The sequence below is a fragment of the Falsiroseomonas algicola genome (assembly GCF_011040385.1).
Taxonomy (GTDB): domain Bacteria; phylum Pseudomonadota; class Alphaproteobacteria; order Acetobacterales; family Acetobacteraceae; genus Falsiroseomonas; species Falsiroseomonas algicola.
Genome location: NZ_JAAIKB010000005.1, coordinates 204375 through 225612, shown reverse-complemented (window position 1 = coordinate 225612; position 21238 = coordinate 204375). Strand labels below are relative to the sequence as shown.

The following is a 21238-nucleotide window of genomic DNA, read 5'->3' as shown; positions in this document are numbered from 1 at the left end:
TCCCTCCGTTGTCCGGTTCACCACTGGAAACGCGCGCCGACCTGGCCGGCATGGCTGGAGACATCGGCCTGCGCCGTTCCGCTGTAGGTCGCGAAGAGCGTGACGCCCCCGGGCAGACCCAGATCGAGCCCGAGCCCGCCCAGCCCCGCGGTGCGCCCGCGCTTGGCGCTCTCCGCCGCCATGGCCGTGCCGGGCGCGGCGGCGAAGGCGCTGGTGGTGCGGGCGGGCGCATCCTCCAGCTCCTGCGCCAGGTGCAGGCGCAGATGCGGGCGCAGCGTGTAGCCATCGCCGAGGCTCGCCACCGTCTCCGCCCGGAACCCTGCGGTGGCGCGCAAACGGCTGACCTGGCTGTCCTCCACCGTCAGGGACAGCACGCTGCCGCCCTGCTCCGTCAGCCGGCCGCGGGACAGCCCGTCATGCCGCAGGCCGAGGCTGGGCTGGATCTGCCAGCCACCGAGGCTGTGGCGCGTGCCGGCCTCGATCGCCGCGGCGGTGCCAAGCCCGCCGCCTGACCCATGCGCGGACAGCCCGTTGAGGCCGAGGTTGCGGCGGGCGGAGACGCTGGCATGGCCAAGCCCCGCCTGCGCATCCACGAAGAACGGCCCGCGGGTCCAGCTGGCATAGAGCGCGCCGTGCACGGCCTCTCCGCCCACACGCGCATCGGCGCCGCTGCTGCTGATCCGCCCGCTGCTGCCGCCCAGCGCGAGGCCGAGCACCACCCCCGACTCCAGCCGGACATCCATGCCGATCGCCATGCCGGCGGTGCTGGCGCGGTAGCCCGTGTCGCCGGTGGCATCGAAGCGCGCATTGCCCCCGAAGCCGCTGGCCCAGCTGGTGCGGCGCCCTTCCGCCGCCGTCGTGGCGCGGCCGGCCATGCCGCGGCGGGCCGCCATCTCGCCCGCGATCACCTCGCCGAAGGCACGGCTGCGATCGATGCCGACCATCAGCGCGTCGCCATAGATCGTGCCGGCCAGGCGGGTCATCAGCGGCGGCAGCGCCGCGGGCGCCTGGCTGAAGAGCGTGGCCAGCACCGTGGTCCGCTCCGCATCCGTGCGCAGGCCGGGTTCGGGGCGCAGCGCATCCAGGCCGCGCGCCACGAAGCGCTGGTTCGGCGTCAGCCCGATGCCGAAGGGGTTCAGGTTCGTGTAGGTGGCGGGCGTGGCGTAGAGCGTCAGCGCCTGCGGGTGATAGAGCGCATCCATCCGGCTGCCGGGCAGCAGCCCCTCCGGCTGCGTCAGGCTGGCGAAGCTGCCGATCACGCCGCCATCCGCCTGCACCACGGTGAAGGCCTGGCCGATCGGCGGGCTGTAGCTGTTGGTGGCATCGCCGGTGATGCCGCGCAGCACGGGGATGATGGTGCCGCCCTGCGCGGTGAAGCTGCCGCCCGAGACGACGACGCGGCTGTAGTTGCCCGCCCCCGTGCCCGTGCCAGGCCCATCGATGTCGAGCCGCAGCGTGCCGGAGGACCCCATCACGACCGGCGCCAGGAAGGTCAGCGTGCCGGGGCTGTTGCCGGGGGCGAGCACGCCATTGATGGTGGTGGGGGTATAGACCTCCCCCGTGCCGCGCAGCGTGGCATTGGCCAGCACGGTCAGGCCTTCCGCCCCCACCGTGATCGGCCCCTGCACCGTCGCGTTGCCGTTGAACAGCGTGACATCCGGCGCATTCGCCTGCTGCATGGCGATCGGGCCGCTGAGGTTCAGCACGAAGCCATTGGCATCGATCTCGCCCGCCTGGTTCACCTGGATCGGGCGGGTGGAGTTGAAGCTCGCCAGCGCCAGCAGCTTGCCATTGTCGATCACCAGCGGCGCCGTAGGCTCGCCCAGCGCGGCGTCGCTGCCGACGGCGAGCGTGGTGCCGCCGATCACCAGCGTGCCGCCGCTGTAGCTGTTGCTGCCCGTCAGCGTCAGCACGCCGCCGCCATCCGCCACCAGCTTGCCGCTGCCGCCGATGGCACCCGACAGGGTGATGGCGCGGCGGTTGGTATCCACCGTGCCCTCTCCGCCGAGGGTGAAGGCGCGGGCGGACGTCGCATCGGCCAGGAAACGCAGCCGCCCGTCATTCAGGCTGACGCCACCCGACGCGGCACCCAGCGACCCATCGCCTGCCACCGCCAGGGTCGCTCCATTGGTGACGAAGGTGCCGCCGCTGTAGCCGTTGATGCCCGTCAGCGTCATGGTGCCGCCGCTGACGGCGAAGCCGCCGGTGCCGCCGATGCTGCCGGTGAACTCCGTGCTCGCCGCCGTCACCGTCAGCGTCCGCGCGCCCAGCGCCACGCTGCCCGCGCCCGTCAGCGTGGTGATGGACGCCCCCGCGCTGGTGGAGCCGATGCCGAAGGTGCCGGCGACATCCACGACGGAGGCCTCCGCCACGCTGCCCGTGCCCGCCAGGTCCAGCACGGCGGAGGAGGCGATGGTCAGCGCGCCGCGGAAGATGTTCTGGCCCGACAGCACCTGCGTGCCGCCCGTGACGGTGACGCCGCCGCTGCCCGTGATGCCGCCCGCGAAAGTCGTGCTGCCTGCGGTGATGGTCAGCGTCTGGCTGCCCAGCCGCATCACGCCGCCGCCCGAGAGCGAACGGATCGAGGCGCCTGCCGTGGTGGCGGCGATCGAGGCCTCGCCATCGACGCGCAGCGCAGCGGCGCTGGCGATGCTGCCCGTGCCCGCCAGGTTAAGTGCGGCCCCGGCATCGACGCCGACCGTCCCGGTCAGCGTGTTCGCGCCGGTCAACCGCTGCGTGCCGCCCGCGATCGTCACGCCGCCGCTGCCGCCGATCGCGCCGGCGAAATCGGTGCTGCCGGCCGTGATGGTCAGGGTCCGCGCACCCAGTGCGACGCTGCCCGCACCCTCCAGCGTGCGGATCGCGGCGCCGCTCGTCGTGCCGGCGATGTCGAAGGTGCCTTCCGCCAGCACGCCCGCGGCGGCCGCGATGCTGCCCGTGCCGGTCAGCGCCAGGGTGGCGCCGGCATCGATCACGGCCGCCCCGGTGAAGCCGTTGCTGCCGGACAGCGCCTGCGTGCCGCCCGCGATGACGATGCCGCCCGTGCCGCCGATGGCGCCCGCGAAGCTGGTGCTGCCGGCCGTGATGGTCAGGCTGCGCGCGCCGAGCGCCACGGTGCCGCTGCCCTCCAGCGTCGTGATGGCGGCACCCGCGGTGGTGCCGGCGATGCTGAAACTGCCATCGGCACGCAGCCGCGCCGCCGCCGCCACGCTGCCTGGCCCCGTCAGCGCCAGGGTCGCGCCGGAATCGATGACGGCGCTGCCGGTGAAGCCGTTGCTGCCCGTCAGCGTCTGCGTGCCGCCCGCGACCGTCACGCCCCCCGTGCCGCCGATGGCGCCCGCGAAGCCCGTGCTGCCGGCCGTGATCGTCAGGCGTTCGGCGCCGAGCGCCACCGTGCCGCTGCCCGAGAGCGTCCGGATGCTCGCGCCGCCGCTGCGCGCGGCGATGTCGAGCGTGCCATCCGCCTGCACCTCGGAGGCGGCGGCGATGGCCCCGCTGCCGGCAAGCGCCAGCGTCGCGCCCCCGTCGATGATGGCGCTGCCGGTGAAGCCGCTGCTGCCCGTCAGCGTCTGCGTGCCGCCCGCGATGGTCACGCCGCCCGTCCCGCCGATGCTGCCGCCGAAGCTCGTGCTGCCCGCCGTGATGGTCAGGCGCTGCGCGCCGAGCGCCACGCTGCCCGTGCCCGTCAGCGTCGCGATGCCCGTGCCCGCCGTCGTCGCCGCGATGTCGAAGGTGCCATCGGCCTGCACCAGCGCCGCATTGGCCAGGCTGCCCGCGCCGTTCAGCGCCAGCGTCGCGCCGCTGTCCACCCGCGCCGTGCCGCCGAAGCCGGCATTGGCCCCCGTCAGCGTCTGGGTCCCGCCCGTCACGCGCAGCAGGCTCGATGCCGTGCCGGTCACGCCACCGCCGAAGCTGGTGCTGCCGGCAGTGATGGTCAGCGCTGCGCTGCCCAGCGCCGCGGTGCCGGCACCCGTCAGGGTGCGGATCGCGGTCGTCGTGTTGCCCGTGACGTCCAGCGTGCCGCCGAGCTGCACCTGCGACGCCTGCGCGATGCTGCCGCCGCCGGAAAGCACCAGCGTCGCGCCATTGGCGATCGCGGCCGCGCCGGTGAAGCCGTTGCTGCCCGTCAGCGTCTGCGACCCGCCCGCGATGGTCAGACCGCCGGTGCCGCCGATCGCGCCCGCGAAGCTGTGCGCGCCGGCCGTGATGGTCAGCGTCCGCGCGCCCAGCGCCACGTTCCCGGCACCGGACAGGCTGCCGATGCTGGCACCGCCGGTCGTGGCGCTGATGTCTAAGCTGCCCTCCGCCGCCACGCGCGACGCGCCCGCGATGCTGCCGGTGCCGGACAGCGCCAGCGTGGCACCGGATGCGATGGTGGCCGTGCCAGTGAAGGTGTTGCTGCCCGTCAGCGTCTGCGTGCCCGCCGCGATGGTCAGCCCGCCCGTGCCGCCGATCGCGCCCGCGAAGGTCGTGCCGCCCTGGGTGATGGTCAGCGTCCGCGCGCCCAGCGCCACCGCGCCCTGGCCGGACAGCGCCTTGATGCTGGCGCCGCCCGTGGTGCCCGCGATGTCGAAGCTGGCGCCGGAATCGACCGTGACGCCGCTCGACGTCGCGATGCTGCCGCTGCCCCGCAGCGCCAGCGTGCCGGACTGGATGGTGGTGGCGCCCGCGTAGTCGTTGGCGGCCGTCATCACGAGCCGCGCGCTGCCGCGATTGGCGGTCACGGTCAGCCCGCCATTGGACAGCACGCCGGCCAGCACCGCCTCGTTCCCGCTGTTCTCCTCGACGCGGATCGTGCGCGTGCCGCCGCCGAGGTCGAGCGCATTGGCGAAGGTCACGTTGCCCGTGGCGGTGGAGGAGCCGAGCACCAGGCTGTCCGTATTCGCGACGAACCCCGTGCTGCCCCAGGTGAGCCCGGCACCGCCATTCAGCGAGACCGTCAGGTCCCCGCCCCCGCCCGCGAAGCCGCCGGAGCCGGTCCATTGCACCCGCCCGGGCTGGCTGCCGATGAAGCGGCTGAAGGTGCCGCTGGATTCAAGCACGCCGCCGGCCAGGTTCAGGTTGCTCGCGGTGTGCAGGCCCACGCCATCCACCGCGCGCAGCGCGCCGCCGGTGATCCGCGTCTCGCCGGTATAGGTGTTGGTGCCGTTGAAGATGACGAGGCCGCTGGCGATGGTGACGCTGGCGCCCTGCCCGGTGGCGACGCTGCCGAAGCTGATGCTGGCCGCGCTGTCATCGGCGATGCCGCCATTCACCGTGATGGTGTTCCCCGCGCCGGCCGCGAAGGTGAGGGTGGCGCCGCGCATGGCGAAGATGTCGCTGCCCGCGGTGGAGCCGACGGCGCCGCCATTCAGGCTGCCCCCGGCCAGCACGGTATTCGATCCGAGGGTGGTGTTCCCGGTAATGGTCAGCGACCCGCCATCCCGCACGAAGATCGCGCCGCCCAGGCCCGATCCGCCGCCGCCGCCCGCGCTGCTCGCGACGCCGTTGCCGGCGCCGCTGCTGCCCGCGCCGCCGCCGAAGCCCGCCGCGCCGCCCGCGCCCGCCGCGCCCCGCGTCGAACCCAGCCCGCCATGGCCGCCGGAGCCGCCGCCGGCGCCGAACCCGCCCGCGCCACCCGTGCCCCCCGCGCCGCCGAGCCCATCCCGCGCGCCGCCCTCGCCCGTGCCGCCCGCGCCGCCCGCGCCGCCACGGCCGCCGCCGAAGCCGAAGCTGCCCTGGCCACCGACGCCGCCCGCGCCGCCATCGCCACCCAGGCCCACATCACCCGCCGCCAGCGCGTTCTCCCAGCTGACGAGCTGGGCCGTCGCCTCCCCCAGCGCCGCCGTCGCGGCGACCAGGGCCGCGGCGGCGGCGATGGCCTGGGCGGGGTTGGGTGGCACCTCGGCCGAGCCAGCGGTCACCTCCGCGATCGCGACGGCTTCCGCGACGGTCGCCTGCGTGACCGCGTAGATCAGGGCGGGGTTGTGGTCCCACCCATCGCTGCCTCTGCCGCCGGTGCCGCCCGTGCCGCCGACACCATTCGTGCCCGCGCCGGCATTGCCGCCATTGCCGCCCAGCATGCCATTGCCGTTGCCATCGCCGATCAGGACGATGTTGTCGCTGAAGACCGTGCCGGCGCTGCCATTGCTGCCATTCGCGCTGGCCGTCAGAAGCCCGTTGAGGATGCCGCCCGTGAAGCCGCTGCCGCCAGTGCCGCCGACGGCGCTGTTGCCGGCCATGGTCACGTTGTTCAGCACCAGGCTGGCGCCATTGTCGACGAAGACGACGCCGCCCAGCCCCGCGCCGCCGCCGCTGCCCGCGCCGCCCTGCGTCACGAAATTGGAGACGGTGGCGTTGTTGAAGGTCAGCGTCGCGCCCTGCACCAGGTAGCCGCTGCCGAAGGCGCCATTCTGCGTGCCGGTCAGGGTGCGGTCCGTCGTCACCACCTCCCCGGCCACGCCGGGCGCGGCGACGCCCACCAGGATGAAGACGGGAACGACGACCACCGAACGCGGCCGGGCGGCACGCTTTCCGCGATACTTCCTTGACTTCATGCGGTGGAATCTTTCCCCGGTGCTGGTGCGGATCTTCCGCCGCCGGAGACCTAGCCGCCCGCGGTTTAATCCCGGGTTACCGCAGCCACCGCGCCAACCCGCGCCAGCGCCTGACCAGCAGGCAGGCAGCGGAGGCAAGCCACGCCCAAGAAATGGCCAATGAATTACAATCTTGCAATTATACGCGATCTTCGCCATGTCCGCCGCGCAGCGAGGGCCGGAACGGTCCCGCCGGGAAACAGGGAAGCAGAAGATGAAGTGGTCGATGCTCGCCGCCGCCGCGGCGGCGTTCATGTCCCTTGGCGTGTCGGAGGCCCTGGCGGGCCGCGACCTCGATCAGATCAAGCAGCGCAACACGCTGCGATGCGGCGTCCAGGGCCCCTCCAACCCCGGCTTCGGCGTGCCCGACAGCCAGGGCCGCTGGTCCGGCTTCAATGTCGAGGTCTGCCGCGCCATCGCCATCACCATCTTCGGCGATCCGAACCGCGTCGAATTCGTCCCCGTGACGACGCAGTCCCGCTTCCCGGCGCTCTCCTCCGGCGAGGTGGACGTGCTGTCCAACAACACGACCTGGACGCTGACGCGCGACACCAACGTCAACCGCTTCAACCAGCCCGCCATCACCTTCTATGACGGCCAGGCCATCATGGTGCCGCGCCGCCTGAACGTGACCAGCGCGCGGCAGCTGAACGGCGCCACCGTCTGCGTCCAGCCCGGCACGACGACGGAGCTGAACCTCGCCGACTTCTTCCGCGCCAACAACCTCCGCTTCACGCCGGTCGTGATCGCGGACCTGGACGAGCTGCGCCGCGCCTATGACAGCGGCCGCTGCGACGTCTTCACCAACGACTTCGCCGCGCTCGCCGCCCAGCGCACGCTGCTGGCCCGCCCCGCCGACCACGTGATCCTGCCGGAGCGCCTGTCCAAGGAACCGCTCGCCGTCACCATCCGCCAGGGTGACGAGGAACTGACCAACATCGTCGCCTGGACGACCTTCGCCCTGATCGACGCCGAGGAACTCGGCATCACCAGCGCCAATGTCGAGCAGATCGCGGCCTCCTCCACCAACCCCGTCGTGCGCCGCCTGCTCGGCGTCGAGGGCAACATGGGTGAGAGCCTGGGCGCCGCCCGCCCCGACTATGCCCGCCAGATCATCCGCACCTTCGGCAATTACGGCGAGATGTTCGAACGGCACCTCGGCACCAACACCCCGCTCGGGCTGGAGCGCGGCATGAACAACATCTGGACCCGCGGCGGCCTGCTCTACGCGCCCCCCGCGCGCTGATCCGGAGGGGGGCTTCGGCCCCCCTCATTTTCTGCCTCTCCGGGATCAGCGCCGCATGAGCCTGTCCGTCCTTCGCGGCCCCGCCCGCGGCTACCTGATCCAGGCCGCGTTGCTGGTCGCGCTCGTCGCCACGGGAATGTGGCTCTGGTCCAATGCGGAAGCCAACATGGCCGCGCGCGGGCTGCGCTTCGGCTTCGGCTTCCTCGACCGTTCCGCCGGCATCCCGATCGGCGAGAGCCTGATCCCCTACACCCCCGCCGACACCTATCGCCAGGCGCTGACCGTCGGGCTGCTGAACACGCTGCGCGTCGCCATCATCGGCTGCCTCCTGGCCACCATCCTCGGCGTGGCACTCGGCCTGGCGCGGCTTTCGGCGAATCCCCTGCTGCGCGCGCTGACCGGCGGCTACATCGAGGTCATCCGCAACACGCCGCTCGTCCTCCAGCTCGTCTTCTGGCACGCCGTGATGCTCCAGATGCCGAGCGTGCGGCAGGCGCTGAACCCGCTGCCCGGCGTCTTCCTGAGCCAGCGCGGCCTGAAGATCCCGGCCCTGATGGCGGACCCCGCGCTCTACGCCTTCCTCGCGGCCCTCGCCGCCGGCGCCATCGGCTGGTGGCTGCTGCTGCGGCGGGAGCGTGCGCGCCAGGCGGAAACGGGCGAGCGCCGCGCGACCATCCTGCCCGGCCTCCTGATGCTGCTGGGCTTCCCCGCGCTGTCGATGGCCGCCGGCTTCGTGCCGCAGGTCCAGTGGCCGGAACTCGCCGGCTTCAACTTCGAAGGCGGTCTCGCCCTCTCCCCCGAATTCTTCGCCCTGCTCCTCGGCCTCGTCGTCTATACCGCCGCCTTCGTGGCGGAGATCGTGCGCAGCGGCATCCAATCCGTCCATCGCGGCCAGTGGGAAGCGGCGCGGGCGCTCGGCCTGCCGGGCGGGCGGATCATGCGGCTGGTGATCCTGCCGCAGGCGCTGCGCGTCATCATCCCGCCCATGACCTCGCAATTCCTGAACCTGACGAAGAACTCGTCGCTGGCCGTCGTCATCGGCTACCCGGACCTCGTCTCCGTCGCCAATACCTCGATCAACCAGACCGGCCAGGCGATCGAGGTCATCACCATCTTCATGACCATCTACCTGGCGCTCAGCCTCGCCACCTCCGCCCTGATGAACTGGTACAATGCGCGCGTCGCGCTGAGGGAGCGCTGAGATGCGCCAGGCCCCCGCTTTGCCCGGCTTCGCCGGCCGCGCCACCGCCTTCGCCCGCGCCTGCATCGATGGGCCGCTGAACGTCGCCATCACGCTGGCCTGCCTGGCGCTGCTCTGGTGGCTGGTGCCGCCCTTCTGGGACTGGGCCGTCACCCGCGCCACCTGGAACGGCAACGCCAATGCCTGCCGGGAGGCCGGTGGCGCCTGCTGGGCCTTCATCCGGGAGAAGTTCTGGTTCTCCATCTTCGGCCTCTACCCCTACGAACAGCGCTGGCGGCCGGCGACGATGATGACGATCCTCATCGTCATGGTCGTCGCCTCCACCCAGCGGCGGCTCTGGGGCCGCGGGCTGCTGCTGGCCTGGGCGGTCGCGGCGCCGGCCATGCTGGTGCTCATGGCGGGCGGCGTCTTCGGCCTTCCCGCGGTGCAGACGCGGCTCTGGGGCGGGCTCACCATCACCGGTGTCATCGCCGTCTATGGCCTGGCGCTCGGCTATCCCCTCGCCATCCTGCTGGCACTCGGCCGGCGCAGCGACCTGACGCTGGTGCGATGGTTCTCCACCGCCGTCATCGAATGCGTCCGCGGCGTGCCGCTGATCAGCCTGCTCTTCATGGCGGCGATCATGCTGCCGCTCTTCCTGCCCGAAGGCGTCACGCTGGACCGGCTGGCGCGCGTGCTGGTCGCCTACACGCTCTTCACCGCGGCCTATATGGCGGAAGTCATCCGCGGCGGGCTGCAGGCCATGCCGCGCGGGCAGTACGAGGCCGCGGACGCGCTCGGCCTCTCCTACTGGAAGAAGATGCGGCTGGTGATCCTGCCGCAGGCCCTGACGATCACCATCCCGTCCCAGGTCAACACCTTCATCGGGCTGTTCAAGGACACGACGCTGGTGGTCGTCATCGGCGTCTTCGACTTCTTCACCACGCTCCGCGCGGCACTCGGCGACCCGAACTGGCTGGGCTTCGCGACGGAAGCCTACGTCTTCGCGGCCGCCGTCTACTTCCTGCTGTGCTTCACCATGAGCCAGTATTCGCAGCGGCTGGAGCGGAGCCTGCGACCGGGAGGCCGGTGAATCCCGGGGAAGGCCTTGCCTTCCCCGGACCCCATCCACCAGGGGCGAGACGCCCCTGGACCGTCTTCAGAGTTCGATGCGCTGGGCGTGACGGGTTTCGCTCGGCAGGCACAGCGCCGCCAGCGCAGGCGCCACATCGGCGGGCTGCGGGATGCTGGCCGGATCCTCGCCAGGCATCGCGGTGGCGCGCATGCGCGTCGCAACCACGCCAGGATCGGCCAGGTTCACGCGCAGCGGCGTATGCACCACCTCCTGCGCCCAGGTCTGCACCAGATGCTCCATGCCCGCCTTGGCGGCCCCGTACATGCCCCAATAGGCCTTGGGCCGCAGCACGCGGCCGCTGGTCAGGAACACGGCACGGCCAGCATCGGAAGCCCGCAGCGGCGGATCGCAGGTGCGGATCAGGCGCCAGGCGGCGGTGAGGTTCACCGCCATCACCTCCGCCCAATCCTTCGGATCGATATGCGCGACCGGCGTCAGCTTGTTCAGCGCGCCCGCATTGTGCACCAGGATGTCGAGCCGCCCGAACCGCTCCATGATCGAAGGCCCGACCAGGTCCAGCTGCTTCTCCGCATCCTTCTGCAGATCGAGCGGCAGCAGCGTGGCACCCCGCCCCGTCTCGGCGCGGATCCGGTCATCCACCTCCTCCAGCCCGCCCTGGGTGCGGGCGATGAGGACGAGCTGCGCGCCGAGCCTCGCCAGTTCCAGCGCCAGCGCCGCGCCGATGCCGCGCGACGCGCCCGTGACGAGCGCGACGCGATTCTCAAGCGGTAGGGACATGGTCTTCCTAGCGGTTGGCGGCCTGGAGGAGCGACAGCGGACGCTCCGAATTGTCCTGCGCATCCGTCAGCGGGATGGCGTAGTCGCCGGTGAAGCAGGCATCGCAATAGGCCGGCGCGCCGGCATCGCGCCCCTTCTTGCCGAGCGCCCGGTACAGCCCGTCCAGCGAGATGAAGGCCAGGCTGTCCGCGCCGATGATCTGCGCCATCTCCGCCACGTCATGCTTCGCCGCCAGCAGCTTGCCGCGCTCCGGCGTATCGATGCCGTAGAAGCAGGAATGCGTCGTCGGAGGGGAGGAGATGCGCATATGCACCTCCGTCGCGCCGGCCTGGCGCACCATCTCCACGATCTTCCGGCTGGTGGTGCCGCGGACGATGCTGTCATCCACCAGCACCACGCGCTTGCCCTCGATCATGCTGCGATTGGCGCTGTGCTTGAGCTTCACGCCGAGGTGGCGGATCTGGTCCGTCGGCTCGATGAAGGTGCGGCCGACATAGTGGTTGCGGATGATGCCGAGCTCGAAGGGGATGCCCGCTTCCGCCGCATAGCCCATCGCCGCCGGCACGCCGCTGTCGGGCACGGGCACGATCACATCCGCCGCCACGCCCGATTCCCGCGCCAGCTCCGCGCCGATGCGCTTCCTCGTGTCATAGACCGGCGTGCCTTCGACCACCGAGTCAGGGCGCGCGAAGTAGATGTATTCGAAGATGCAGAAGCGCGACTGCGCCCGCGCGAAGGGGCGGACGGACTTCATGCCGCTGTCGTCGATAATGATGATCTCGCCCGGCTCCACATCCCGCACCATGTCGGCGCCGATGATGTCGAGGGCGCAGGTCTCGCTGGCCAGCACATAGCCGCCGGTCGCGAGCTTGCCGAGCACCAGCGGCCGGACGCCGAGCGGATCCCGCGCGCCGATCAGCGCGCCGTTGTGCAGCGCGACCAGGCTGTAGGCGCCCTGCACCTGCTTCAGCGCGTCGATCAGCCGGTCCATCACGGTGGTGTAGAGGCTGATGGCGATGAGGTGGATGAACACCTCGCTGTCCGTCGTGGACTGGAACAGGCAGCCGCGCCGCACCAGCGCGCGCTTCAGCTGGTGGGCATTCGTCAGGTTGCCGTTATGGGCCACCGCGAAGCCGCCGAATTCGAAATCGGCATAGAGCGGCTGCACGTTGCGCAGCGCCGTCTCTCCGGTGGTGGCGTAGCGGTTGTGGCCGAGCGCGGCGTGGCCGGGCAGCCCCGCGATCACCTGCGCATCGCCGAAATTGTCGCCGACCAGGCCCCGGCCCTTATGGGCGTGGAACTGCCCCTGCCCCGCGAGGGAGACGATGCCCGCGGCTTCCTGCCCCCGGTGCTGCAGGGCGTGCAGGCCGAGCGCGGTCAGCGCCGCGGCATCGCTGCTGCCCCAGATGCCGACGACGCCGCATTCCTCATGCGGGTGGTCGTCATCGCCGGTTTCCCAAGGCTGGGTTGAAAGATCGGTCATGCGCGTCCTTCGCTACCGGCTGCGCGCGGGGGGGCGGAGCAGCTGGTCCATGCTGGGATCCTGGCGGCCCGTGCCCTCAGGCAGGCGCGGGCGGAATTCCTCGGGCAGCTTCGCCACCACCCAGGCCGCGCCATCGGCCGCGAGGGGCAGGCTGCGCGCCTCGCGGACGGGGTCAGGCCATTTGTCGGTGGCGGGCAGGAGCAGCCCGGCGACGATATAGGCAACCACGACGAGGAAAGCACCCCGCGCGGCGCCGAACAGCAACCCCAGCGCGCGGTCCACGCCGCCCAGCGCGGAACGCTGCACCTTGCCGGCCAGCCAGGCGATGAGGATTTTCAGGACGACCAGCACCAGCAGGAACACCACGCCGACGGCCGCGCCGGTCGCGAGCCAGGGAGGCTGGACATATTGCGCGGCGATCGGTGTCGCCTGCGGCTCCGCGATGATGGCAGCGATCACCGCCCCCGCCCAGGCCCCGATGCCCAGCACTTCGCGCACGAGACCGCGGAAATAGGCGAGGCCCGCCGAAAGCAGGATCACCGCCAGGACAAGGCCATCAACCCAGGTCATCGCGCGCGGGTATAGCGGGGGCGGGGCGGGGTGTCATGGTGGTGTCTTGGGGGATGTAAGGTGTTGCGTGTAGCGACGGATGTAGCTACGCCATGCCCCGCCCTACTCCCAACCCCGAACCTCCCACGCAAGTGCAAGGGAGGAGGCAGTAGCACAACCGGAATCTCCCTCCCCCGCGATTGCGGGGGGTTGCGGCAATGCCGCGACGCCGAAGGCTGGCGGGGTGGGGGTTTGCGCAACACGTCAACCCAGGACCACAACATGGCCGAGGACGACCACATCCGCCGCTACTCGATGCTCGAACTTCATGAGAAGCGCGCCCGTGGCGAAAGCCTCACCGATGATGCCCACATCCGCGCCATGACGGAGGCGGAGCTTGAGCGCTCGATAGCCGACGACCCGGACTGGAAGGACATCCCGCCCAACTGGCACGACAACGCCGTCGTCGTCCGCCAGCCTCCGAAGAAGCTCATCTCGCTTCGCATCGACGAGGACATCGTCGAGTGGTTCCGGGCCAGCGGCCCCGGCTACCAGACCTGGATGAACGCCGTGCTCCGCGCCTATGTCACGGAGCAGAGGAAGAAGCAGGGGCCGGGGAAGCCGTAGCCCCCTCCCCCTTCTTCTTCACCGTCTTGGCCGCGAAGATCGCCACCAGGTCGGCCAGGTGCCCCGTTTCCGTCAGCTTCAGCCCCGGCACCGCCGCCGGCGGCGCCGACCCGCGCGCCACGCGCCGCGGCAGGGTCGCCGCGGTGAAGCCGAGCTTCTGCGCCTCCCGCATCCGGCTCTCGGTCTGCGACACCTGCCGCACCTCGCCGGAGAGCCCGACCTCCCCGAAATAGACCGCGCCGGGGTCCGTCGGCCGGTCGGTCGCGGCACTCACCAGCGCCGCCGCGACCGCGAGGTCCGCTGCCGGCTCCGCGATACGCAGCCCGCCCGCCACGTTGAGATAGACATCGTTCATGCCGACGCCCAAGCCGCACCGCGTCTCGAGCACCGCCAGCAGCATCGCGAGCCGCCCGCTATCCCACCCCACCACCTGCCGCCGGGGTGACCCGCCGCTACTCGGGGAGAGCAGGCACTGCACCTCCACCAGCACCGGCCGCGTGCCCTCGATGCCTGCAAACACCGCGCTGCCGGAGACATTGCCCCGCCGCTCCGCCAGGAACAGCGCGGAGGGGTTCGCCACCTCGACCAGCCCGCGCTCCGTCATCTCGAAGACGCCGATCTCATCCGTCGCGCCGTAGCGGTTCTTCACCGCGCGGAGGATGCGGAACTGGTGGCCGCGATCGCCTTCGAAATAGAGCGTCGCATCGACCATGTGCTCCAGCACCCGCGGCCCCGCGAGCGTGCCTTCCTTCGTCACATGCCCCACCAGCACGATGGCGAAGCCCCGCGCCTTGGCCAGCCGGATCAGCTCCGCCGCGCAGGCCCGCACTTGGCTAACCGTGCCGGGCGCCGAATCCAGCGCGTCCAGCCACACCGTCTGGATCGAGTCGATGATGACCAGCGCGACATCCTGCTCCCCCTCCAGGCTCGCCACGATGTCCCGCAGGCTGGTCGCGGCCGTGAGGCCGAGCGGGCTGTCCGTCAGCCCGAGCCGCGCCGCCCGCAGCCGCACCTGCTCCACCGCCTCCTCGCCCGAGATGTAGAGGGCGCGCCTCCCGGAACTCGCGATCCGCGCCGCCGCCTGCAGCAGGATGGTCGATTTGCCGATGCCCGGATCGCCGCCGACCAGCACGGCGGAGGCCGGCACAAGCCCGCCCCCCAGCACCCGGTCCAGCTCCGCGATCCCCGTCAGGATCCGCTGGGGCGGCGCCGACCTGCCCTTGAGGCCCACGAACTCCACCCGCCGCCCGCCCCCGGCCTTGGCCGCCGGGCCAGGGCCGCGCGCCTCCGTCGTTTCCTCGGACAGCGTGTTCCATTCGCCACAGGCATCGCAGCGGCCCTGCCATTTCGGGTGCGGCGCGCCGCAGGCTTGGCAGACATAGCGGGTGACGGGCTTGGCCATGCGCCACGACTAGCACGAAACAGGAACGGCAATGAAGGGGGGGCGAGCCTTCACCCCTCACGCTTCGTGGCCCAGACTTCCCGCCTGCAGCCCCCTGCCAGGGGCGAACCGCCCCCGGGACCGTCGTCAGCGGGGACGGGCCATCGTGGCGCACTCCTCCGCGCAGGCGCGGCAGGCGGCGGCGCAGGCACGCATGGCGTCATCCGAACCTGGATGGCCCTCGCAATCCTCGGCGCATTGGCGGCAGATCTCCGCGCATTCCGCGCAGAGATGCGGATGATGCTCCGACCCCCGGATCATGAAATCGGCGCTGGTCGCGCAAATCTGCGCGCAATCCATCATCAGCCGGATATGCGCCTGCTCCGCATGATGCCCGCCCTTGGTCAGGCAATGCTGGATGGTGGCGAGGCAGGTGCGGTGGCAGTCCAGGCACGCGGCGATGCAGCGACCCATGTCCATGGCGTGATGCTCCCTCTCCCGAAGGGGCCATCACGCCCGGCACCAGGGCGGGTTCCCCTACCCCGCCACCCGTTCCACCTCCGGCTCCGCGCGCCCCGCCCAGCGCAACCGCCAGACCGCCCCCTGCGCCGGGGACTGAATTGCGTCCGCCTACGGCGCCGCAACGATCGACGATTCCGGGCCATGACGTCGAACTTCGTGACGACCCTGCTACCGGCCGGCATCACCGGAAAGGAGGCACCAGGAGCACGACCCATGGCGAGCCGCCATTCTCGCGAGTGCGACATGCGGCCCTGCTTGCCACGTCTCGCCAGCCCCCCGGATAGGCATGCCCTATGCCACCCATCGGAACCCATGCATTCCAGGCATGCGTGACGAATGATACGGTTCACTATCGACCCAGCAAGGGATGGCCAACCACCGTGGCACAGATGAAGCGCCTGACGGCGGCAGACCTCGCTCAGGTGACCGGCGGGGCCGTCAAGCAAGGCACCGCCAGAAGTGAATTGGTGTTCGGCAGCGCCGAAGACGACTTGGTGTTCGCCGGGGATGGCAACGACACCATGGCCATCGGGGCCGGGAACGACGAGGCGTATGGCGAGGCCGGCAATGACGTCATGCTTCTGGCGGCAGGAAATGACACCGCCTTTGGTGGTACCGGCAACGACGCCATCAATGGAGGTTACGGCCAGGACCGGCTCGATGGCGGGGACGGCGACGACCTGTTGATTGGCGGCACCAACGACCACGCGGCGGATCTCGCCCTGGGCGGCGCGGGTAGCGACCGATTCACCTGGACGCCCGGCGACGGCAACGACGAGTTCCGCGGCGGCTCTGGCCTCGACTCGTTGGACATCGGCAGCGTGAGCCTGGCGGGGCTGCTGTCCGCACTGCGAGTCGACGGCCGGTCCGAACTGGTGATGCGGGCAACCGGCGACCAAGTCTACTTCGTGGATGCGAAGGGCGAGATCATGTCCTTCAGCGGCACCATCACTATTGGTAGCGAGACTTTGCGCTTCTCGGAGATCGAGCGAATCCGCCTGGTCTGATCCGCTCCAGGACCGGGACTGCCGCCTACTTCCTCAACTCCATCTGGATCGGCCCCTCGCGCTCCCCCCGCGCGAACTGGTCCACCATCGCGTTCCCCGTCTCGCCGAGATTGGCCGCGCCGCCCCGCCAGACGATCCTTCCCTTGTGGATCATCGCCGCGTCGTCGCCGATGCGCCGGGCGCTTGCCATGTCATGCGTGATGGAAACTGCCGTCGCGCCCAGCTTCTCCACGCAATCGACGATCAGCCCGTCGATCACCGCGCCCATGATGGGGTCGAGCCCCGTGGTCGGCTCGTCGAAGAAGATGATGTCGGGCTCCGCGGCGATGGCGCGGGCCAGGCCGACGCGCTTCTGCATGCCGCCCGACAGCTCCGCCGGCGAGAGGTCGCCGACGCTGGCCGCGAGGCCCACCTGCGCCAGCACCTCCGCCGCCTTGTCGCGGGCCGCGCGGCGAGAGATGCGGCGCTGCGCCAGCAGCTTGAAGCAGACATTCTCCCAGACCGGCAGGCTGTCGAACAGCGCGCCGTTCTGGAACAGCATGCCGATGCGGTCGTTCAGCGCCTCCCGCTCCCGCCGGCTCATCCGCGCGACGTCCTGGCCATCGATTTCGATGGTCCCGGCATCCGGCGTGATCAGGCCGAGGATGCATTTCAGCGTCACGGACTTGCCGGACCCGGAGCCCCCCAGGATCACCATCGAATGCCGCGCCCGGATATCGAGATCGACGCCATCCAGCACGACCTTCGACCCGAAGGCTTTCGTCAGGCCCCGCAGCCTGATCTTCGGCGTATCGCTCATCGGGCGAACAGGATCGCGGTCAGGATGTAGTCCAGCGCCAGGATCAGGATGGAGGACGCCACCACGGCGGAGGTCGTCGCCCGGCCCACGCCCTGCGCCCCGCCGCCGGACTGGTAGCCCGCCCAGCACCCCATCAGCGTGATCACGAAGCCGAACACCGCCGCCTTGATCAGGCCGGAGATCACATCGGCCGCGTGCAGGAAGTCGAAGGTGGACTTCAGATACGCGCCGGAGGCGAAGCCCAGCTGCTGCGTGCCGATCAGCCAGCCGCCCATCACGCCCAGGATGTCGGCCACCACCACCAGCAGCGGCAGCGCCAGCGTCCCGGCCAGGATGCGGGGCGTGACCAGGTATTTCATCGGGTTGGTGGACAGCGTGGACAGCGCGTCGATCTGGTCCGTCACCCGCATGGTGCCGATCTCCGCCGCGAAGGCCGCACCGATCCGCCCGGCCACCATCAGCCCCGCCAGCACCGGGCCCAGTTCGCGGGTGATGGACAGCACCACCACATTCGCGACGGCCCCTTCCGCATTGAAGCGGGAGAAGCCGGTATAGGATTGCAGCGCCAGCACCATGCCGGTGAAGACCGCGGTCAGCGCCACCACGGGCAGGCTGAACCAGGCGATCTCGATGAAGGCCTTCAGGAACAGCCGCCCATGGAAGGGCGGCCGCACCAGGTGGCTGATCGCCTCCGCCGCGAAGATCGCGATGGCGCCGACCGACCGAAGGAAGCCGATGACGACCCGGCCGAGCGCCGCGGTCAGGTCCAGGGTACGATCCAAGGCGATCAGGCGCCGCCGCTGTACAGCCGCGCATAGCGCGCGCCGAGGCTGGTCAGCACCTCATACCCGATGGTGCCGCAGCGCGCCGCGATGTCATCCGGCGTGTTTCCGGGCCCGCCGATCAGCATCATGCTGTCGCCGACCTGGGCTTCCGGCACATCCGTCACGTCGAAGGTCGTCAGATCCATCGATACCCGGCCTATGAGGGGCACGGCCCGCCCGCGCAGCAGCGCCAGCGACCGGCCGGAGAGGCTACGTAAGTAGCCATCGGCATAGCCCGCCGCAACGGTTGCAACCCGCCGGGGTTCCTTCGCGGCCCAGGAAGCCCCGTAACCAACGGTATCACCCGCCGCGATGCTGCGGATCTGCAGCACCGGCGCCTCCAGCGTCACCACCTGGCGCATCGGATTGGGCTGGCCCGGCGTCGGGTTGATGCCATGGAGCGCGCAGCCCGGCCGGGCGAGGTCGGAGGCATGGTCGTCCCCGAGGAAGATACCCGAGGAATTGGCGAAGCTGCGCGGCACACCGGGCGCGATCCGCGCCGCTGCCAGCCCGAAGCGCTGCGCCTGGCGCGTGTTCAGCGGGTGCTCCGGCTCGTCCGCGCAGGCCAGGTGGGTCATGACGTAGCGCAGGTCGAGCCCCGCCAGCCGCCCCCGATCTTCCGCCAGCCGCCGCTGCTCCCCCGCATCCAGACCGAGCCTGGCCATCCCGGTATCGAGGTGCAGCAGCGCCGGCCGCGCCGCCCCCGCCGCGCGCCCCGCCGCCGCATGCGCCTCCACATCCCCCAGCCCGTTCAGCACGGGCCAGAGCCCCGCCTCCCCATCCGCCCCCGGCGGGAAGCCGTTCAGCACGATGATGGCGGGGCCAGCGCCCAGCGCCTGGCGCAGCGCCAGCCCCTCGGTCAGGTGGGCCACGAAGAAGGTGTCGCAGCCCGCATCCCGCAGCGCGCCCGCCACCGCGGCGGCGCCCAGCCCATAGCCATCCGCCTTCACCACCCCCGCGCAGGGCGCGCCATGCCGGGCGACGAGGTCCCGCCAGTTCGCGACGATGGCGCCAAGGTCGATCCGCAGCACGCCCTGTCCGGGAACCATCACAGATCCTGCCGATAGACGATGAAGCCCGACCGTTCGGCCACCTGGTCATAGAGGCGCTGCGCCACCGCATTGCTCTCATGCGTGTGCCAGTAGACGCGCTTCGCCCCGGCGGCACGGGCGCGGGCATAGACGCCCTCGATCAGCGCCCGCCCCACCCCCTGCCCGCGCAATTCCGGCGCGGCGAACAGGTCCTGCAGGTAGCAGGTCGGCCCCACCAGCCCCGTGTTGCGGTGGAAGATGATGTGCGCCAGCCCGACCAGCCCGCCACCCGCCTCCGCGACCAGCGCCTCCATCGGCTCCATGCCGTCGAAGAACCGCTCCCAGGTCGCCGCCGTCAGCGCCGCCGCCGGCGCCGTCTCCCCCGCCCGCCCGTAGAATTCGTTGTAGCCGTGCCAGAGCGGCAGCCAGGCCGAGAAATCCTCCGGCACCGCCGCGCGGACGACCACCCCCTCAGTCGCCATAGCCGCCATCGTCGTGGTGTTGGTCGAGGTCGCCGAAGCGGGTGAACTCGCCCTCGAAGAACAGCTTGATCGTGCCCGTCGGTCCGTGGCGCTGCTTGGCGATGATCAGCTCCGCCTTGTTGTGCGCCCCCTCCATGTCCTTCTGCCACTTCTCCATGGCTTCCTGGAGCTTCTGGGGGTTCTCGAAGTTCAGCTCCTTCGGCTGGCGCTGCGCCAGGTAGTATTCGTCGCGATAGACGAACATCACCATGTCCGCATCCTGCTCGATCGAGCCGGATTCACGGAGGTCCGACAGCTGCGGCCGCTTGTCCTCCCGGCTCTCCACCTGGCGGGAGAGCTGGGACAGCGCGATGACCGGGATCGACAGCTCCTTCGCAATCGCCTTGAGCCCCTGCGTGATCATGCTGATCTCCAGCACGCGGCTTTCCGGCCTGGTCCCCGCCGCCGGGCGCATCAGCTGCAGGTAGTCCACCACCACCAGGTCGAGCCCGCGCGTGCGCTGGAGGCGCCGGCAGCGCGTGCGGAGCGCACTGATGGTGATGGCCGGCGTGTCGTCGATCCAGAGCGGCAGCGCCTGCAATTCCCGGCTCACCTCCAGGAACTTGTCGAAGTCGCGCTGCATGATGTCGCCGCGGCGGATGCGGTCGCCGCTGATCCGCGCCTCCTCCGACAGCAATCGGGTGGCGAGCTGGTCGGCGCTCATTTCCAGCGAGAAGATCGCGACGCCACCGCGCGGGATCGCGTTCGGGTCATTCTCCCGCGCCTTGCGCAGGATGCTGCGCGCCGCGCCGAAGGCGATCTTGGTGGCCAGCGCGGTCTTGCCCATGGCCGGCCGCCCCGCGAGGATCAGCAGGTCCGATTTGTGCAGCCCGCCCGTCTTGGCATCGAAGTCGCGCAGCCCCGACGACAACCCGCTGACGCCGCCGGGGTTGGAGAAGGCCGCCGCGGCATGGTGCACCGCCGTGGCCAGCGCCTTCTCGAAATGCACGAAGCCGCCATCGGAGCCGTTGTCCTTGGCCAGGTCGAACAGCGCCTGTTCCGCGGATTCCAGCTGCTGCCGCCCATCCAGCTCCGGCTCCGCGCCGAAGGCGCGGTTGACGATGACCTCGCCCAGATCGACCAGCTGGCGGCGCATCCAGGCGTCATGGATGACCTTGCCGTATTCGCCGGCATTGATGATGCCGACCATGGCGCCGAGCAGCTGGCCCAGATAGGCAGTGCCGCCGACCTCATCCAGCAGGCCGTTATGCTCGAACTCCGCCCGCAGCGTGACGGCATCCGCCAGCTGCCCGGCCTCGATCCGCCGCTGGATGGCGCCATAGATGCGGCCATGGATCGGGTCGGCGAAATGCTCCGGCGCCAGGAATTCGCTGACGCGCTCATAGGCCTTGTTGTTGGCCAGCAGCGCGCCGAGCAGCGACTGCTCGGCCTCCATATTGGCGGGCGGCAGGCGCTGGGAGAGACCGAGAAGGCCATCGCCGCCGAAGGCGGGGCTGGGCGGGGCGCCAAAGGTGTTCATGCCGGCATCATAGCGCGGCAGACGAGTCGGGCGCGCCCCCGTCAGGCGGGGCTGGCCTGTGGATATCGGGGACGAGGGGGGACAAATGAAGATGGGGAGGGCGCTGCCCTCCCCATACCCCACCCGCCAGGGGGGAGACC

The 21238-nt window shown here is 70.9% G+C and carries 16 protein-coding genes; 5 read left to right on the top strand and 11 right to left on the bottom strand.

Annotated features, from left to right (window positions below; genetic code table 11):
* Positions 1-17: 17 nt before the first annotated feature.
* Positions 18-6536 (bottom strand): autotransporter-associated beta strand repeat-containing protein, encoded by a 6519-nt coding sequence (locus G3576_RS14575; RefSeq protein WP_164695142.1) that lies wholly within the window; start codon positions 6534-6536, stop codon positions 18-20.
* Positions 6537-6789: 253 nt separating this feature from the next.
* On the opposite strand from G3576_RS14575, the gene G3576_RS14570 reads away from it, so the two are divergent.
* Genes G3576_RS14570 through G3576_RS14560 form a run of 3 tightly spaced genes read left to right on the top strand, consistent with a single transcriptional unit; the run spans position 6790 to position 10094 of the window.
* Positions 6790-7821 (top strand): amino acid ABC transporter substrate-binding protein, encoded by a 1032-nt coding sequence (locus G3576_RS14570; RefSeq protein ID WP_164695141.1) that lies wholly within the window; start codon positions 6790-6792, stop codon positions 7819-7821.
* A gap of 55 nt (positions 7822-7876) precedes the next feature.
* The gene (locus G3576_RS14565; protein ID WP_164695140.1) at positions 7877-9022 is read left to right on the top strand and encodes an amino acid ABC transporter permease; all 1146 of its coding nucleotides are present in this window, start codon (positions 7877-7879) and stop codon (positions 9020-9022) included.
* A gap of 1 nt (position 9023) precedes the next feature.
* Positions 9024-10094, top strand: a complete 1071-nt coding sequence (locus tag G3576_RS14560) for an amino acid ABC transporter permease (RefSeq protein WP_164695139.1) — start codon at positions 9024-9026, stop codon at positions 10092-10094.
* Positions 10095-10160: 66 nt separating this feature from the next.
* On the opposite strand, the gene G3576_RS14555 is transcribed toward G3576_RS14560, so the two are convergent.
* Genes G3576_RS14555 through G3576_RS14545 form a run of 3 tightly spaced genes read right to left on the bottom strand, consistent with a single transcriptional unit; the run spans position 10161 to position 12927 of the window.
* Complete coding sequence (locus tag G3576_RS14555) at positions 10161-10874, bottom strand: SDR family NAD(P)-dependent oxidoreductase (RefSeq protein ID WP_164695138.1); 714 nt, start codon at positions 10872-10874, stop codon at positions 10161-10163.
* A gap of 7 nt (positions 10875-10881) precedes the next feature.
* The gene (purF, locus tag G3576_RS14550) at positions 10882-12357 is read right to left on the bottom strand and encodes an amidophosphoribosyltransferase (protein ID WP_164695137.1); all 1476 of its coding nucleotides are present in this window, start codon (positions 12355-12357) and stop codon (positions 10882-10884) included.
* Between the two features lie 12 nt (positions 12358-12369).
* Positions 12370-12927 carry a CvpA family protein gene (locus G3576_RS14545; RefSeq protein ID WP_164695136.1) on the bottom strand — a complete coding sequence of 186 codons (558 nt, stop codon included), beginning with the start codon at positions 12925-12927 and terminating at the stop codon, positions 12370-12372.
* 261 nt (positions 12928-13188) lie between these two features.
* Here G3576_RS14545 and G3576_RS14540 point away from each other — a divergent pair, with 261 nt between their 5' ends.
* Positions 13189-13533 carry a BrnA antitoxin family protein gene (locus G3576_RS14540; RefSeq protein ID WP_164695135.1) on the top strand — a complete coding sequence of 115 codons (345 nt, stop codon included), beginning with the start codon at positions 13189-13191 and terminating at the stop codon, positions 13531-13533.
* On the opposite strand, the gene radA is transcribed toward G3576_RS14540, so the two are convergent.
* Positions 13493-14935 carry a DNA repair protein RadA gene (radA, locus tag G3576_RS14535; protein ID WP_164695134.1) on the bottom strand — a complete coding sequence of 481 codons (1443 nt, stop codon included), beginning with the start codon at positions 14933-14935 and terminating at the stop codon, positions 13493-13495. The two genes, G3576_RS14540 and radA, sit on opposite strands and share 41 nt — an antisense overlap.
* 126 nt (positions 14936-15061) lie before the next feature.
* Entirely contained in the window at positions 15062-15394 is a 333-nt protein-coding gene (locus G3576_RS14530; protein WP_164695133.1) for a four-helix bundle copper-binding protein, read from the bottom strand.
* Between the two features lie 431 nt (positions 15395-15825).
* On the opposite strand from G3576_RS14530, the gene G3576_RS14525 reads away from it, so the two are divergent.
* A complete protein-coding gene (locus tag G3576_RS14525) occupies positions 15826-16443 on the top strand; it encodes a calcium-binding protein (protein ID WP_235952023.1) in 618 nt (205 codons plus the stop codon).
* Positions 16444-16468: 25 nt separating this feature from the next.
* Here the strand turns inward: G3576_RS14525 and G3576_RS14520 are convergent, their stop codons facing one another.
* The 5 genes from G3576_RS14520 to G3576_RS14500 are packed head-to-tail and all read right to left on the bottom strand — an operon-like array spanning position 16469 to position 21098.
* Positions 16469-17242, bottom strand: coding sequence for an ABC transporter ATP-binding protein (locus G3576_RS14520; protein WP_164695131.1), 774 nt, complete (start codon positions 17240-17242; stop codon positions 16469-16471).
* Positions 17239-18024, bottom strand: coding sequence for an MlaE family ABC transporter permease (locus tag G3576_RS14515; protein ID WP_164695130.1), 786 nt, complete (start codon positions 18022-18024; stop codon positions 17239-17241). The genes G3576_RS14520 and G3576_RS14515 overlap by 4 nt, the downstream gene beginning before the upstream one ends.
* A 5-nt stretch (positions 18025-18029) precedes the next feature.
* Entirely contained in the window at positions 18030-19115 is a 1086-nt protein-coding gene (alr, locus tag G3576_RS14510) for an alanine racemase (protein WP_164695129.1), read from the bottom strand.
* Positions 19115-19579: a GNAT family N-acetyltransferase gene (locus G3576_RS14505; RefSeq protein ID WP_164695128.1), complete on the bottom strand. Its 465-nt coding sequence runs from the start codon at positions 19577-19579 to the stop codon at positions 19115-19117. The genes alr and G3576_RS14505 overlap by 1 nt, the downstream gene beginning before the upstream one ends.
* Positions 19569-21098: a replicative DNA helicase gene (locus G3576_RS14500; RefSeq protein ID WP_164695127.1), complete on the bottom strand. Its 1530-nt coding sequence runs from the start codon at positions 21096-21098 to the stop codon at positions 19569-19571. Before G3576_RS14500 ends, G3576_RS14505 begins: the two co-directional genes overlap by 11 nt.
* Between the last annotated feature and the right edge of the window lie 140 nt (positions 21099-21238).